The sequence below is a fragment of the Streptomyces sp. AC627_RSS907 genome (assembly GCF_019049165.1).
Genome location: NZ_JAGMUE010001323.1, coordinates 1 through 743, shown reverse-complemented (window position 1 = coordinate 743; position 743 = coordinate 1). Strand labels below are relative to the sequence as shown.

Genomic DNA, 743 nt, shown 5'->3' with positions numbered 1-743 from the left:
CTCGGCCCGCAGCTCCTCGCCCGGCTCGATCACGACCTGGCCGTCGGAGCCGTCCAGCGCCACCGTGGTGCCCTCCACGAGTTCGCCGGCCCCGGGCACCGCGACCACGGCGGGCACCCCGAGCGCCCGCGCGAGGATCGCGCTGTGGCTGGTGGGACCGCCCTCCTGGGTGACGAAGCCCAGCACGAGCGCCGGGTCGAGCAGCGCCGTGTCGGCCGGCGCCAGGTCCCGCGCGACCAGCACGTACGGGTAGTCGCTGTCGGGCACGCCCGGCATCGGCACGCCGAGGAGGCGGGCCACCAGGCGGTTGCGTACGTCGTCCAGGTCCGCGACCCGGCCGGCCAGGTAGTCGCCGGCTCCCAGGAGCAGCACCCGGTAGGCGGCGAACGCGTCGTAGACGGCGCGCTCGGCCGTGCTGCCCTCGGCGATCCGGCGCTCCACGTCGGTGGCCAGCTCCGGGTCGCGCGCCATCAGCGCCTGCGCCTCGAGCACGGCCTGGGCCTCGCCGCCCGCTAGGTTGCCGCGCGCCACCAGGTCGGCGGCCACCCACTCCACGGCCTGCCGAGCGCGCGCCTGCTCTCGCTCCACCTCGTCGGCGGCGACCGTACGCACCGGCGGTTCCAGCACGGCGGTGCCCATGTGGCGCACCTCGCCCACCGCTACCCCGTCGCTCACGCCGACGCCACGCAGCACCGTCTCCATGACACCCATCTCCCGTTCCACCCGATGAAACCCAACGCATC

At 75.5% G+C, this 743-nt stretch carries 1 protein-coding gene; it reads right to left on the bottom strand.

Annotation, left to right across the window (positions count from 1 at the left end):
* The coding region (locus tag KUM32_RS41715) for a PEP-utilizing enzyme (protein ID WP_254406810.1) at positions 1-702 on the bottom strand (702 nt) is incomplete at its 3' end.
* Positions 703-743 lie beyond the last annotated feature (41 nt).